Here is a 14456-nt window from a genome sequence, read left to right as displayed (position 1 = left end):
CGCTTGCCCAGTCAACTCTAGCTATATAGAGTTATCCGCATGACGCGGTCCCGACGCCCCTCGGCGCAGACCATCGCGGTGGTGCTGGCGCTGGCCGAAACCCCGACCGACTGGCGGTACGGCTACGAACTGTGCCGCATGCTCGACATCCGGGCCGGGTCGATGTACCCGATCCTGATACGGCTGGCCGACCGCGGGCAGCTGGAGACCACATGGGAGTCCGACGCACCGGCCGGACGGCCCCCGCGGCACCTGTACCGCCTCACGGGCGCCGGCCTGGCGCTGGCCGCCGAACTCGCCGAGCAGGAACGCGACACCGTCACGGAACGGTCCGGGCTGCGTCTGGGGTGGGAGGGCGCATGAACCGCACGGGTTGGCTGGGCGCGGCGCTGGTGTGCGCCGCCGTCGACAGGGCCTACGTCCTGCTGCTGAGCCGCAGCAGCCCGCCGGCGCCGGAGGAGGACCTCCTGTCGTACGCCGTGACCTCGGTCGTCCTGGCGGCGCCCGCGGCATTGGCCGGTGCGCTGCTCTGGGCCGCCTGGTGGCGCACGTCCGGTGTCCGGTTGGCCGCCATGGACGCCCCCGCGCGGCTGCTGACGGCGGCGGTCGCGACGCTGCCGGCCGCCCGCCGCGACTGGGGTGCGGCGATGACCGCCGAGCTGGCGCAGGTGCCGGACCCCCGGGAGCGCTGGTCGTTCGCGACCGGGTGTGCCCGTACCGCGCTTTTCCCGCCGCGCGGGCACCGCGCGGCGGTGCTCGCGGCGGCGGCGCTGGCCACGGCGCTGGTCGCCGGCACCGGACCGGTGGTCGGTCGCGCACTTCCCGAACTGCGGCTCTTCGCGGTGACGTTCGTCGGCCTGGCCGGCGCCCTGGCCACCGTCGCCGTCTCCCGTGCCCGGCGACTGCGCCGCCCGGCGCCCGGTCTGCCCACCGCGGTCGCGGGCCTGCTGGGCGTGGCCGCGTGCGTCGCCGTCAGGGCCTACTCCCTGGGCACGGACGCGTCCGTCGTGCTGGCTCCCTCAGCCGCCGTCACCCTGGCGGTGCTGCTGGCCGCGGGCCTGTGGCTCGCGCTCGTTCCGCCGCGGGCACTGACCACCAGCCGCCGTGCCCGGCGCACCGGCCTCGGCGTCGGGGTGGCGGTCGCCGGCGGACTCCTCCTCTCCGCCCACCTCAACAACATCGTCTCCGGCGACAGCCTCGGCCTCTACCTGCTCGCCGTCCCGGTCCTGGCCCTCTTCCTGGCCTCGCTGTTCGTCGCGGCCGCCGACCGCTCGTTCCGGGCCGGACTGCAGGCCGCGGTGTGGGCGGTCGCGGCCACCTGCCTCCCGGCCTTCACCGTCTACGTCACGGAGGCGTTCCGCTACCAGCGGGCCGGGGTGCACCCCATCGACGGCGACCCGGTCTCCGGCCCGATCGGCCTGGGCCTGCACGAGGCCATCGGCTGGGTGCTCCTCTACGTACCGCTGGCGGCCCTCCCCCTCGCGGTCTTCGGGGCAGCCCTCGGCGCCGCCGTCAGCAACCCCCGCACCGGCGCCACGCCGCCGAACTGGCGGCGGTGACAGCGGCGACGGTGCGCGGTGTTCGGCGCACCACCGTTGCCGTGGTTGCTCGGTCTGCCGGTCTTGGGAATCCTTCGCCGCACAGCGCGTCCGACCCGCGTCACCTCACCAACGCCTACTTCGCCGGCACCGCCCACTCCTCGACCACGGGCTCGCCACTGCTGTCCGGCGCGTACACCACCCGATCCGGCCGCTTCCCCTCCCGCACCGCGAACACGATGTTGCCCCGCACGCAGGCTCCACCCTTGACCTGGGTGTCCGTGCGCGGAAACAGCGGCCGCGGGAACCCGGGCGCGTCCCTGTCCATGGGCTTCACCCGTGCCCCGTCCGCGTAGGCCACGGACCAGGGGGACCGCGACACGGTGAACACGTCGCCGACCGTGTTGCAGACCTTCACCTCGGCGACCGCCCACTCGTACGCGGGGTGCTCAGGCTTGGTGCCGCCGACGGTCGCCGGCTGGGTGTAGGAGACGACGGTGGTGTTGCCTACGTACGGTCCGTCGACCCACGTCCATCGGGTGCCGAGCGTCCACCGGCCGCCCTCGCTCCTGAGCGGCGAGGGACCGGCCGTGGCGGCTCGTGACGTGGGCGCGGGGGCGGGTCCGTCGCTGCCGCTCCCGCAGGCCGTCGTGACGCCGGCCATGAGTAATAGGGCTGCGGCCATGGTGATGCGGTTGTGCATGGATGTCCCCCTCCAGGCGTGCTGCCAGAGGCATCATCCGCTGCTGCGGGGGGAATTGCTCGGGCTCGTGACCGAACGGTGACGCGCGCCGGCGGCACCCGGGCCTCAGGGCCGCCAGGCGTCGCGTGGTGGTTCGGAGGCGGCCTCCGTGAGTTCCGGCTCCAGGCCTTGTGAGGGGGCGGTGCGGGGGCGTCCGGTCTCGGCGCGCCAGGTCTCGAAGACGAGGGTGGTGGCGGTGACCACGACCAGGCCCAGCAGCCAGCCGCCCAGGACGTCGCTGACCCAGTGGACGCCGAGGGCCACCCGGGTGCAGCCGACGCCGAGCACCGTGATCCCGGCGAGGGCCCACGGCAGCGGGCGCCACGCCTTGGGCACCAGGGGGAGCAGGGCGAGCAGCAGGACGGCGCAGGAGGTGGTGGCCGTCATGGCGTGGCCGGACGGGAAGGAGAAGCCTGGGGCCTGGGCGACCGGGTCCGGCAGATGGGGGCGGGCGCGTTCGACGGTGTTCTTGGCGAGCAGCCCCGTCGTGGCTCCGGCGACCGCGGTGACCCCGGCCCAGGCCGCCAGGCGCCAGGCCCGGCGGGTCAGCAGCCACACCACCAGTACGGCCACCAGCGCGCGCAGCGTCGCCGGGTCCCAGACGACGTCGGTGAGGAAGCGGAGCACGCGCACCAGGCCCGGATGCTGCAGGGCGGCGCGGTGCAGGTGGTCGGCGGCGCCCTGGTCCAGGCGGCGCAGCGGGGGCCATCCGGATTCCACCAGCAGTGCGGCGAGGGCGAAGGGCACCGCCATGACGGCTGTGGCGGCCGCCGCGGCCGCCAGCCGGGCGCCCAGACGTGCGTCGGGTCCTGGATGCGAGAGGTGCGAGGGGTGGTGCGGGATGCGCATGGGCGGGGCCTCCTTCGCCGGTCGGGTGTCACACGCCCGGGTCGTCGGCGGCGGGCTGCCGGACCCCGGCGCGTACCGCCTCCAATTGCGCGGCGAACGCCAGGCCGAGGAAGAGCGCGACCGAGGTGAGATAGGACCACAGCAGGAGCGCGACGAAGGCGCTGAGCGGCCCGTACATGCTCGTGAAGGATCCGCTCGCCCCGACGTACAGGCTCAGCGCCCAGGTCGACACGCTCCACAGCACCAGGTACACCGTCGCCCCGAAGGCGAGCCAGGTGTAGCCGGGCTGGGCGCGGCGGGGTGAACGGCGGAAGATCGCGCTGGTGGCGAGCACCGCGAGGAGTATCCCGAGCGGCCGGCGCAGGACGTCCCAGGCGTGCGTGGTGGCGGCGTCCAGGTGGTAGACCTGCGCCAGGGCCCGCGTCAGATGCCCTCCCAGGACGGTGAGGACGAAGCTGAGGCCCAGCGGCATGCCCGCCAGCACGGCCATCACCAGCCCGCGGCTGTACTTGTGGAGGAACGGGCGGTCGCGCTCCACGCCGTAGATGCGGTTGGCGCCGCGTTCGACCTGGCACAGGCCGGTGGTGACGTTGGCGACGGAGAACAGCAGCCCCAGCCACAGGGCCGCCTGCCCGCCGCCGTCGCCCTGCCGATGGCTCTGCCGCAGGGCGTCGTCGATCACCTCCTGGCTGGGTCCGCTGACCATCCGGCGGACGGTCAGTTCGGCTACGCGGCCGATGTCGTCGGTGTGCAGGACGCTCGACAGGCCGATCACGGCGATGGCGAAGGGGACGATCGACAGGACCGTCTGCAGGGCCAGCGCGCGGGAGTGGCTGAAGCCGTCGGCGTAGCGGAACCGCACGAAGGAGTCGCGCAGCAGGCTCCAGCCGCCGTACCGGCGCAGCGCGGCCCAGGCCTCGTCGCCGGACAGTTCGTCACCTTGGACGTCGCGTCGTTGCGGGACGCGGGTGGCTGTGCCCATCGTTCTCCTGACCGGTACGGCCGCGGGGTGGCGGCGGGGGTCTCAGCCGCCGGAGGTGACGGCGCGGTCGTCGTGCCATGGGGCACGCGCGGTGGCGGGTACGGCGGTGGGGGCGGGCAGGCGGACGGCCAGCGCCCCCGGGTGGACCTCGACGGTGAGCCGGGTGCCGTCGGCGACGACGTCCCCGTCGAGTTCCCGTGCCTGGGGCGTGGCGAAGCCGATGTCGATCCGCCGGGCCTGGAAGTACTCCAGCGCCCCGCGGGCCACGGGCGCGCCGGTCGCGCTGTCGCCGCCGCGCCGCCCCGGGCGGCGCGGCAGCATGCGTACCGCCAGGTGCCCCGCGGTGGCCGCCCATCCCGTCAGGCCGCGGGGGTTGAGGAGCACGAGGTCCAGGCATCCGCTGTCGGGGCGTGCCCGGGGCAGCAGCGGCAGGCCGCCCTGGAGGACGCCGACGTTGCCGATGAGGACCATCCGCGCCCTGCGCGGCAGTTCCGGGCCGCCGTCCAGACGGATCGCCAGGTGCATGCGCGGGTCGGTGAGATGACCGAACCCCGACAGGACGTAGGCGCTCCAGCCCAGGCGCGCCTTGAGCCGGACGGAGGCGTCACGGACCATGGCGGCGTCGAAGCCGGCGCCCGCCATGACGGTGAAGCAGGTCGCGGGCAGCCCGTCGCCGTGCACCCGCCCCACGTCGATGCGGGTGGTCCGCCCGGTCAGTGCCTGCTCCAGGGCCACGGCAGGGTCCATGGGCAGGTGGAGGTTGCGGGCGAGCAGGTTGCCGGTGCCGCAGGGCACGATGGCCATGGCGGTGTCCGTGCCCAGCAGGGGCCCGGCGCAGGCGCGCACGGTGCCGTCACCACCGCACACGACGACCAGCGCGGTGCCGGGTACCGCGGCCAGTGCCGCGAGTTCACCGCTGGGGTGCTCCGCCGTGGTGAGGGTCCACCGCTGGTCGGTGTAGCCGTGGCGGTCCAGGACGGCACGCACCTCGTCGGCCAGTTCGCCGGGACAGGCATGAGGGTGCCGGACGACGACGGCCCGGCGTCCGGCGCCGCCACGGGAGCGGGGGCCGGGCGTCCGTCCCCGCCGTCCGCCGGCCGGCGGCAGGGCGCGGGCCATCACGAACAGGGTGCCGGCGCCGTTGAGGAGACCTCCGATGACGTCACTGGGGTGGTGCATGCCCGCGTACAGCCGCGACACCGCCACCGCGGCCGGGACGCACAGCAGCAGGACGACCGCCGGCAGCCGCCACGGACGGCGCTGCCCGCGCGCCACGAGCACGGCCAGACCCCCGTACAGGGCGAGTGCGGCCCCCGCGTGCCCGGAGGGGAAACTCGAAGTCGGCGGCGCGAGCTCCAGGTGCGGCACCTCCGGGCGGGGCCGTTCCACGCACACGGTGACGAGGACGAAGACCGCCGACTGGGCCGCCACCGCGCCGGCCAGGAGGTACGCCTCGGCCCTCCGCGCGGTACGCGGCAGTACGAGCAGCGCCACCACGCACAGCAGCGCCACGGCGATCACGCCCTGCGTACCCGCGACCAGTGACAGCCCCTGCGCCACGGTGACGCCCGCGCCGGTGCGGTGCGCGGACAGGGACCGGACGACGCCGTCCTCCGCCGACAGCGGCCACCGGTCCGCCAGGGGGCCGGTCACCAGCGCTCCGAGCGCCACCAGCAGCCCCCACTGCGCGGGCAGCAGCAGCAACCACCGCAGCCGTGGCGGGACTGCGCCGCTATCGATCCTCATGGCTGCCGTCTTACCCGTCCGGCCCAGGTGACGCGTGACCGACGACGTCGACGGCCCGGCTCAGGTCACCTCAGGGCACCTCGGAAGCCGGGCCGCGGCCGAACTGATCACCCATCAGCGCCCGGCGCATCTCCCGCGCCACGTCGTCGCGCCCCGCCTTCCGGAGCCCCGTCCTGCGCGTCATCGCCTCCAGGTCGAGCTGGAGCGGGGACGGCGGCACGGTGAGGACCGGGCACGAGGCGTGGGCGAGGCAGTGGCGGGCGACCGGGGAGTGCCACGGACCCAGCCCCCGCCTCCGTCCCGCGCCGACGACCAGCAGGTCGCCGTCCCGCTGGGCGATCTTGACGAGGGTCTCGCCCGGGCGGCCCGAGATCGCGAGACCGTCGATGTGGAGATCGTCGGCGGTGGCGGCGAAGACGTCGTTCAGTGTGGCGGTCAGGAGCCGCGCCGCCGCGTTCCGGGCCGACGTCGACGCCGGCCCGGAACTCCAGGGCGGCGCGCCCGCCTCGGCCCGGGTCCACACCAGTACGGCGAGCAGCCTTCGCCCGGTGAGGCGGGCCTCGGCGCCCGCGCGCTGCAGCGCGACCAGGCTGTTGAGGGAGCCGCTGACGCCGACCACGACCCGCTGTTGTGCCGGCGCTTCCATCGAAACTCCGTCCTCCTGGCCGGATCGCACCTGTCCACGGAGACGACGACGTGTCGGAGCGGTGTGTGATGTAGCGCCGCTCACACGCGTCGACCTGTGACAGCCGTCACCTCACGCCCGGCTGAAGTGCCTCGTCATTCCGGTGAGGTACGGCCCCAGGGCGTGTGCCTTTCGTCCGCGCGACTCCTCCCGGGCCCGGGGCTCCCGAGGAGACGCGCGTCCCACTTCGCTTCGACGGAAGGAAAGAGATGCCCGACCCTCTTGACGCGGACCACGGGTCCGCGGACGTCAGGATCGGCATGACCGCGCAGCCGGGAGCCGGCCGATGACGACCCGGCTGCAACAGGCCACGCCCGGCGCACCCGGTGCCGCCCGTCGAAGCGGCCACCCGGGGCTCGCGCTGTTCATCATCGCCGCGTGCCAGCTGATGATCGTGCTCGACAGCACCATCGTGAACGTCGCCCTGCCGAACATCCAGCGCTCGCTCGGCTTCTCCACGACCGACCTCTCCTGGGTGCTGAGCGCCTACACGCTGACCTTCGGCGGACTGCTGCTGCTCGGCGGCCGGGCGGGCGACATCCTCGGGCGCCGGCGCGTGTTCACCACGGGCATCGCGCTCTTCACCGTGGCGTCCCTGCTGGGAGGCCTCGCGCAGGAGCCCTGGCAGCTCCTGGCGGCGCGCGCCCTGCAGGGCGTCGGCGGCGCCATCGCCTCCCCCACGTCGCTCGCGCTCATCACCACGAACTTCGCCGAGGGGCCCGAACGCAACCGGGCGATGGGCGTGTTCGCGGGCGTCTCGGGCGCCGGTGCGGCCGTCGGGCTGCTGGCGGGCGGCATGCTCACCGAGTGGCTCGACTGGCGCTGGGTGCTGTTCGTGAACGTCCCGATCGGGCTCCTCGTCGCGGTGCTCGCCCCCGTCTACATCAACGAGTCCCGGCGGCACCCCGGACACTTCGACGTCGCCGGCGCCGCGACGTCGACCCTCGGGATGGCGTCGCTCGTCTACGGCTTCATCCGGGCCTCCGGCGACGGATGGAGCGACCCGCTCACCGTCTCCGCCTTCGTGGCGGCCGCGGTGCTCCTCGCGGCGTTCGTGCTCGTCGAGTCCCGTGCCGCGCAGCCCATCATCCCGCTGCGCATGTTCGGGGACCGCAACCGCGTCGGCTCGTACGTCGTCATCCTGTGCCTGGCGGGCGCGATGTACGGGATGTTCTTCTTCATCGTGCAGTTCTTCCAGATCGTGCTCGGCTACAGCCCGATCCGCTCCGGTCTGGCGTCGCTGACCTTCACCGCGGCGCTGGTCGTCGCGGTCGGGATCACCCAGCGGCTGCTGCCCGTCCTCGGCCCCAAGCCGTTCGTGGTGATCGGCTCGGCCCTGTCGATCGTCGGGCTGGGCTGGCTGACGTTCATCAGTCCCGGCACCACGTACGTGGGCGGCGTGATGGGGCCGCTGTTCCTCTTCGGCGCCGGCATCGGCCTCAACTTCGTGACGCTCACCCTCACCAGCGTCTCGGGCGTCGCGCAGCACGAGGCCGGAGCCGCCTCCGGCGTGCTCAACGCCTCACAGCAGGTCGGAGGTTCGCTGGGGCTGTCCATCATGGTGACCGTCTTCGGAACCGCGAGCCGCGACGAGGCGGAACACCAGCTGCCGTCCTTCCTGGCACAGGCCACCGCCGCGGACAAGGGCCGGCTGGCCCGGACCGGCCAGCTGCCCGGCCGCTGGGGGCACGAGGTGCTGACCGAGGGCATCTCCTCGGCGTTCCTGACCTCCGCGGCCATGGCGGCCGTCGCTCTGCTGGTCGCACTGCTGCTGATCCGGGTCCGCAGGAGCGACCTGGAGAACCTCGGCGGCAAGGCGGCGGCCGCGGGCACGGGGCTGTAGCGGAAGGGCGCGATCGCCCGGGACCGGCCGTACGGGGCGGCCCCGGGCGGTCGACGCGACCGGGCCTTCGATCGGAAGACGATTCGGATGCACGCCGGCCTGTCTCGGACTGGACGGAGCTGGACACAGCCAGCCCGTACGGATAGGGAAGGACCCACGTCGCGACAGCGGCGGGAACGAGGGAAGGCGGAGCAGGGGCCGTGACACGCGGGCACGAGGTTCACGAGGCAACCCGCGGCCCGCAGCCGCTGTCGACACGTGCCCTGACCCGCGAGGCCGAGCAGGCACGGCGACTCCTAGCGGCCGGGGAGTGGCGCCCCGCCCCGGCGGACTCCGCAGCGGCCGCGGCCGTCCTGGACCGTCTTGCGGCGCCGCTCCCGGCCCGGCGGCAAGCGACCGCCCGGACCCGCGCCACGGACCGCGACCGGCGGCTCCAACGGGTCCTGCGCACCACCCTCCACCACCTCGACGCAGGCGCCGTCAGCCCGCGCGCGGCCGCCCTCCTCGCCGCCGTCGCCCGGGCCTTCGTGCCCTGGTACGCCACCCCGAACCCACCAGTGGCAGCGGCCGCGCCCGGATACGGGCCCCCTGCGGGGACGGCAGGCGGCCGGACCCTGCCGGCGACCGACGCGGGCGAGGCCCTGCTCCCCGAACTGATCGAACTGTTCGCCGCGCTGGCCTCGGCGGGCCCGCCCGGGACCGCCCCGCGCACGCCACCGGTCCGGCCCTGGCAGGTCCGGTACGCGGGCCGCTTCCGACGTCACGGCAGACCCGCCGCCGGGGTGTGGACGGCCGAGACCGTCGGCTGCCCGGTGTGTGGAGGCCGGGACGGCCCGTGGACGGTGACCTGCGACTGGCGCCTGATCCGGCTGGGCTGCCCGTGCGGGGTGACGACCCACGAGCACGGCCTCGCCTTCTCCGAAGTCTGGCTCCTCCTACCGGACGTGTGACCGGGTGGGGCGTCGTGGCCGGGCCGTGCACCCGGCGCCGCTCGGTTCCCGCCGCCGGTGCGTCCGGGTCAGTGGGCGGGGGCGAAGGCGGCCTGCGCCCAGTCGGCGAAGCCGGTCCAGGCGATCTCCGGATGCGCCGCGTGCAGCGCGGGGACGTCGACGCGGTAGCCGGGGCCGTTGAGGAAGGCCCACATCGCGTGCATGTCCGGGTTCGCGATGGCCTCCAGCGGTACGCGCTCGTACCGGACGTCCCGGCCCAGGGCCGCGCGCAGGGCGTCCGCCATCTGCGCGGGCGTGGGTGCGTCGCTGGCGAGCTCGATACGGCGCCCCAGGTAGGGCGCGGGGTTGAGCAGCACCTCGGCCGCGAATGCGCCGTGGTCGGCACGGGCGAGCTGCTGCAGCGGCCTGTCGGAGGGCAGCGGCAGGTCGAGCACGCCGCCGCGGATGCGCTCCGCGCCGCCGAGGGCGTTGTCGTAGAAGTACGTCGGCCCCAGGATCGTGTGGGGCACATCGCCGGAGGCCAGCTCGGCCTCGATGCGGGCCTTGCTGTCGAAGTGGGGCACGCCGCTCCCCTGGTCGGCCCCGGCCACCGAGCTGAACACCAGATGCGGTACCCGCGTCTCGCCGGCGGCGGTCAGGATGGCCCGCCCCTGGGCCACCTCGGCCTCCACGCCGGCCTCGAAGGGCGTGGTGAACGCGAAGACCCCCGCCACCCCGTCCATCGCCGCGGCAAGGGAACCGCCGTCGTTCAGGGACCCCGCCACCACGGTGACGCCCCGATCGGCCAGCCGCCGCGCGGTCTCCCGCTCGGGGTCCCGCACCATCGCCCGCACCCTGGCCCCGCGGTCCAGCAACGCGTCGGTCACGGCCCTGCCCTGTCCGCCGGTTGCGGCAAGCACCAGGATCGGCTCATCAACCATCGGGAAACTCCTTTTTCATGGCCGCAGGGCAATGAACGCCAATGCGCAGTATCCGGCCGCGGCACATGCACACGCGCGGCAACACGGACGCATCGGGCCCATCCACGGGGTGAACTTCAGGCCGGGATGTGTGCGATCAACGGGCGCCCGGCGTTGGCCTTTCCACGGCCGTTCTCCGTGGTCACGAACGTCCTTCGTCCTCATGACCCATCACCCGGGGAATGTGTGACACCCCCGGATCGCGCTAAACGCCGTCCCTGTTGCGCCAGGCGTGCAGTTTGTCCGGGTGCATCATGAGCCAGATCCGGCCGATACGGTCCTCCTCGGTGAGGTCGATCCCGACGACCGCCGCCGTCACGCCGTCCATGCGCCCGACGAGGCCCGGGCGGCCGCTGACGTCCTCGACACGGAAGGAGACTCCCGGCTCCTTCCGCAGGACGCCGAGGAAGAGGCGCGCGATCCTGTCGGCTCCGACCACGGGCCGCAGGGCGGTCCTGACCCTTCCTCCACCGTCGGCGGTCGCGGTCGCGGTCGCGTCGAGGAGTTCCACGAGCGTGTCGAGATCGCCGGTCTCACAGGCGTGCTTGAACGCCGACACGACGTCTCGGTGCCGTGAGCTGCGGATCGCCGGGGGCCCGGCCGCTCTGAGGCGGCGACGGGCGGACGTGGCGAGCTGACGGCAGGCCGCGGGGGAACGCCCCACCGTCTCCGCGATCTCCGTGAAGGGGACCCCGAAGATGTCGTGCAGGATGAACGCGACGCGCTCCGCCGGGGTGACGGAGTCCAGGACGACCAGCACCCCCATGGTGACGGATTCGTCCAGGCTGATCTGGTCCGCCGGATCGGCACCGGCCGCGGCCGGGCCCACCGCGTCCCCCGCGGATCCGGGCAGCGGTTCGGGCAGCCACTCCCCCACGTACCTCTCGCGTCGCACCCGCGCCGAGGACAGGTGGTCCAGGCAGATCCGGCCGGCCACCCGCACCAACCACGCCATGGGCGACCTGATGGCGCGCTGGTCGTCCTCCGAGAGGGCGTACCAGCGCATGTAGGTCTCCTGGACGACGTCCTCGGCGTCGTACGACGACCCGAGCATGCGGAAGGCCAGGTTCAGCAGCACCCGGCGTTCGCCGAAGACGGCGCCCAGCGAGTGGTCGGCGGCTTCGGGCGGGGGTGCGTCAGACATGCCGCCGCCCCCGGGTCCGGCCGTCACGTGCGGGGCGGCTCGCGACCGCCTCGTGGACGGTGTCCTTCGCTTGTCCGATCGGCATGCCTCTACGACGAGACCGCGCCCGGGTATGTGAGGCGCCCCCGGCGTCGCCGCCCGGGCCGCGGGCCCGTGTCCTTCGTCACCTCACATCCGCGGGACCCCGGCCGTCGTGAGGTTCGACCCATCCGACGCGTGAAGCGCGCACGCAGTCCCGAGAGAAGCCCAAGGTGACGATCACCCACACCAGAGACCGACAACAGGCGCCCCGGGGGGAGCGGCTGGCCGACTGGGCGGACGGACGGCTCGGCATCCACACCCTCGCCAGGGCCCACATGCGCAAGATCTTCCCCGACCACTGGTCGTTCATGCTGGGCGAGATCTGTCTCCACAGCTTCGTCGTGCTGGTCCTGACGGGCGTCTACCTGACGCTCTTCTTCCACCCCTCGATGAACACGGTGGTCTACGACGGCAGCTACGCCCCGCTCAACGGCGTCACCATGTCGGAGGCCTACTCCTCCACGCTGGACATCTCGTTCGACGTACGCGGGGGCCTGCTCGTGCGCCAGATGCACCACTGGGCGGCCATCGTCTTCGTCGCGGCCATGTTCGTCCACATGATGCGCCACTTCTTCACGGGCTCCTACCGCAAGCCCCGGGAGGTGAACTGGCTCTTCGGCTGGGCGCTGCTCGTGGTCGGCATGTTCGAGGGCTTCATCGGCTACTCGCTGCCGGACGACCTGCTGTCGGGCACGGGACTGCGCTTCCTTCAGGGGGCGATCCTGTCGGTCCCGGTCGTGGGAACGTACCTGTCCCCGTTCCTCTTCGGCGGTGAGTTCCCGGGCGGGGAGATCGTCCCGCGCTTCTACTCCGCGCACATCCTGCTGCTGCCCGGGATCTTCGTCGCGCTGATCACGGCCCACCTGATCCTGCTCTTCCACCACAAGCACACCCAATGGCCCGGCCCCGGACGGAAGGAGGGCAACGCCGTGGGCATGCCGCTGCTGCCGGTCTACGTCGCCAAGGCGGGCGGCTTCCTCTTCCTCGTGGTGGGCGTGCCGGCCGCCCTCTCCGCCGTCGCGGCCGTCAACCCCGTGTGGAACTACGGGCCCTACCGTCCGGACCAGGTCTCGACCGGCGCCCAGCCGGACTGGTACATGGGGTTCGCCGAGGGCCTCGTCCGCGTCATGCCGGGGTGGGAGGTCCACTTCGCGGGCCACACCCTGGTGCTCGGTGTGCTCATACCCCTGCTGGTCTTCCCCGCCGTCCTGGTGGTCATCGGCGTGTACCCGTTCGTCGAGGCCTGGGTCACCGGGGACCGGCGCGAGCACCACCTGCTGGACCGCACCCCGCAACCGCCCGGTGCGCACGGGGCTCGGCGTCGCCTGGCTGAGCCTCTACTTCTGCCTGCTGGCCGGCGGCGGCAACGACCTCTTCGCGACCCGCTTCCACCTGTCCATCAACACGGTCACCTGGGCCGTCCGCGTCGCCGTGTTCGTCGTCCCGGTCGTCTCCTTCACCGTCACCAAACGCATCTGCCTGGGCCTGCAGCGGCGCGACAAGGACGAGCTCCTCCACGGCGCCGCGACGGGGGTGATCCGCCGGCTGCCCCACGGCGAATACGTCGAGATCCACCGGCCCCTCGACGCCGCGCGGCGTCACGTCCTGGGCTCCCACGAGCAGTACCGGCCCCTGGAGCCCGGCCCCGACGAGGACGCGAACGGGCTCCCGCGCCGGCGGACCCGCCGCGAACGCCTGAGGCTGCGCCTGTCGCACGCCTTCTACGGGCCTTCGTCACAGGTGGCCAAGCCCACCGAGGAGGAGATGCGGCACAGCATCGAGCGATGACCGGCGAAGCCGGGGGGCATGCCTGGCGGATGGTCGGCGCCCGACGGCCCGCCGGAACCCGGGTTCCGGCGGGCCGTCGTGAGGTCGGACCTCTGGATTCAGCGCGGACGGATCAGCACAGGCGGGGATCCGTACCTCCCCGTCCTGGCGCAGATGCCCGTTGTCGACCTATCGGGCGGCTGTCATCCTCGCCTCGTTCCTCATGTGGGCGTGATCCTTGACGCCGGTCCCTAACCGACCAGGCGGCGGCGCCAGTCCAGGGGGGTGACGGTGATGGCCCGGTCGGGGTCACTGTCCCACGCGGTGTGGAGGCCGACTGCTTCGAGGGCAGCCACGACCTCGTGGCCGATGGCTGCAGTGGTCTCGGACGAGCTGTCGAAGCCGCCGTAGAGGAGCATCAGTCCGTGGCCGGCTGCGGCGGAGTCCGTGCACTGGGTGTGGAAGTAGACGAAACCGCGGGCGTCCGGTCGGCCTTCGCCGCCGATCTCGGACTGGCCGCAGCCGCGGCAGCAGGTGAAGTTCTCACGGGCGGTGACGCCGGCCTCCTGCAGGGCGGTGAACGCGCGGGTGAGCCGCTCAGGGTCGGTCTCGCCCTGCCATGCGGTCTGCTCCGCGACCCGCTCCAGCCACAACCGGTCGGCCAGCGCCACCGCCTGCTCGCGTGAGACGGGCCGACGGTCCTTGGTGACCAGGTACTCCTCGGCAACCTCGGCCAGTTCGGCGCGGGAGGCGTAGCCGCCGACCAGCACCTCGCGGACGCGCTTCTCCAACTCCACGCGCTCGTTTTCGCCGAGGTCGAGCGGCGGCACTTCGGGGGCGGGGCCCATGTCCAGCAGCGACCAGGCCAGACCACCGTCCCAACCGGCCTCCTGGCGGGCCCAGCCGGTAATCGCCGCGATCACGGCTTCGGGCCCGCCGGCCATCGCCTGGAAGTGTCGGTCGGCGGCACCGTCCCGGTGCTCCAGCGTGTAGTCACCACCGGCCTTGTGCCAGACCTGGGCGAAGACGTCAGGCAGGTCGGGTACCCGCTGGACCACCAGGAACCGGTCACCGTCACCACCGATGTGCCGGACCAGCCCAGCCAGCTCCTCGGCGGACACACGGACGTGCCGCTCCCGGTTCTCCGCCTTCACCACGATCTCGAGCATG

General features: G+C 73.3%; 12 protein-coding genes and 1 pseudogene. 5 read left to right on the top strand and 8 right to left on the bottom strand.

Annotated elements, in window-relative coordinates; all coding sequences use genetic code 11:
• The first annotated feature begins 39 nt into the window (after positions 1 to 39).
• Both OG937_37435 and OG937_37430 read left to right on the top strand, forming a co-directional pair.
• The gene (locus OG937_37435; GenBank protein WUD76985.1) at positions 40 to 363 is read left to right on the top strand and encodes a PadR family transcriptional regulator; all 324 of its coding nucleotides are present in this window, start codon (positions 40 to 42) and stop codon (positions 361 to 363) included.
• A complete protein-coding gene (locus tag OG937_37430) occupies positions 360 to 1559 on the top strand; it encodes a hypothetical protein (protein ID WUD76984.1) in 1200 nt (399 codons plus the stop codon). Before OG937_37435 ends, OG937_37430 begins: the two co-directional genes overlap by 4 nt.
• 115 nt (positions 1560 to 1674) lie before the next feature.
• On the opposite strand, the gene OG937_37425 is transcribed toward OG937_37430, so the two are convergent.
• From OG937_37425 to OG937_37405, 5 genes are all read right to left on the bottom strand, one after another.
• Positions 1675 to 2241, bottom strand: coding sequence for a DUF4352 domain-containing protein (locus OG937_37425; protein WUD76983.1), 567 nt, complete (start codon positions 2239 to 2241; stop codon positions 1675 to 1677).
• Between the two features lie 105 nt (positions 2242 to 2346).
• Positions 2347 to 3129 carry a phosphatase PAP2 family protein gene (locus tag OG937_37420; GenBank protein ID WUD76982.1) on the bottom strand — a complete coding sequence of 261 codons (783 nt, stop codon included), beginning with the start codon at positions 3127 to 3129 and terminating at the stop codon, positions 2347 to 2349.
• 28 nt (positions 3130 to 3157) lie between these two features.
• Positions 3158 to 4111 (bottom strand): YihY/virulence factor BrkB family protein, encoded by a 954-nt coding sequence (locus tag OG937_37415; GenBank protein WUD76981.1) that lies wholly within the window; start codon positions 4109 to 4111, stop codon positions 3158 to 3160.
• A 42-nt stretch (positions 4112 to 4153) separates the two neighbouring features.
• Positions 4154 to 5857, bottom strand: coding sequence for a diacylglycerol kinase family protein (locus OG937_37410; GenBank protein WUD76980.1), 1704 nt, complete (start codon positions 5855 to 5857; stop codon positions 4154 to 4156).
• 70 nt (positions 5858 to 5927) lie between these two features.
• Positions 5928 to 6503, bottom strand: coding sequence for a universal stress protein (locus tag OG937_37405; protein WUD76979.1), 576 nt, complete (start codon positions 6501 to 6503; stop codon positions 5928 to 5930).
• A 325-nt stretch (positions 6504 to 6828) separates the two neighbouring features.
• Between OG937_37405 and OG937_37400 the strand changes: the two genes are divergently transcribed.
• On the top strand, positions 6829 to 8385 hold the full coding sequence (locus OG937_37400) for an MFS transporter (GenBank protein ID WUD76978.1): 1557 nt from the start codon (positions 6829 to 6831) through the stop codon (positions 8383 to 8385).
• A 200-nt stretch (positions 8386 to 8585) separates the two neighbouring features.
• On the top strand, positions 8586 to 9335 hold the full coding sequence (locus OG937_37395; GenBank protein ID WUD76977.1) for a hypothetical protein: 750 nt from the start codon (positions 8586 to 8588) through the stop codon (positions 9333 to 9335).
• Positions 9336 to 9403: 68 nt separating this feature from the next.
• Here the strand turns inward: OG937_37395 and OG937_37390 are convergent, their stop codons facing one another.
• Both OG937_37390 and sigJ read right to left on the bottom strand, forming a co-directional pair.
• Complete coding sequence (locus OG937_37390; protein WUD76976.1) at positions 9404 to 10255, bottom strand: NmrA/HSCARG family protein; 852 nt, start codon at positions 10253 to 10255, stop codon at positions 9404 to 9406.
• A gap of 244 nt (positions 10256 to 10499) precedes the next feature.
• Positions 10500 to 11438, bottom strand: coding sequence for an RNA polymerase sigma factor SigJ (gene sigJ / locus OG937_37385; GenBank protein WUD76975.1), 939 nt, complete (start codon positions 11436 to 11438; stop codon positions 10500 to 10502).
• Positions 11439 to 11794: 356 nt separating this feature from the next.
• Between sigJ and OG937_37380 the strand changes: the two are divergent.
• Positions 11795 to 13307 (top strand): annotated as a pseudogene (locus OG937_37380) (cytochrome b).
• Positions 13308 to 13537: 230 nt separating this feature from the next.
• Here the strand turns inward: OG937_37380 and OG937_37375 are convergent.
• A complete protein-coding gene (locus OG937_37375; GenBank protein ID WUD76974.1) occupies positions 13538 to 14455 on the bottom strand; it encodes a hypothetical protein in 918 nt (305 codons plus the stop codon).
• Position 14456 lies beyond the last annotated feature (1 nt).

The organism is Streptomyces sp. NBC_00510 (assembly GCA_036013505.1).
In the GTDB taxonomy this organism is placed as follows: domain Bacteria; phylum Actinomycetota; class Actinomycetes; order Streptomycetales; family Streptomycetaceae; genus Actinacidiphila.
Note: the sequence above shows the minus strand (reverse complement) of the source record. Positions and strands in the feature narration are given on the sequence as shown.